1 protein-coding gene is annotated in these 260 nt (G+C 73.8%); it reads left to right on the forward strand.

Annotation, left to right across the window (positions count from 1 at the left end; all coding sequences use genetic code 11):
* The coding region (locus FLQ44_RS20095; protein ID WP_206209020.1) for a hypothetical protein at window positions 1-260 on the forward strand (260 nt) is incomplete at both ends.

Below are 260 nucleotides of genomic sequence, written 5' to 3' on the forward strand. Positions count from 1 at the left end.
GACCTTCTCGGCGGACCTGATCTACGACACCCTGCGCCGCCACGACCCGGACCATCTGCTGCTGCGATGCGCCCGGGCGGACGCGGCGCGGGGCCTGCTGGATGTGGCGCGGCTGGGTGAGCTGCTGTCGCGCATCCGGGGCCGCATCCGCGTCCAGCGGCTGGAACGGGTTTCGCCCTTCGCCGTGCCGGCCATGATGGAGATCGGCCGCGAGCGCGCGCCCGGCTCCTCGGCCGCCGAGATGATGCTGGAGCAGGCGG

Origin of the sequence: Vogesella mureinivorans, from assembly GCF_007644035.1 — a bacterium.
Taxonomy (GTDB): Bacteria; Pseudomonadota; Gammaproteobacteria; order Burkholderiales; family Chromobacteriaceae; genus Vogesella; species Vogesella mureinivorans.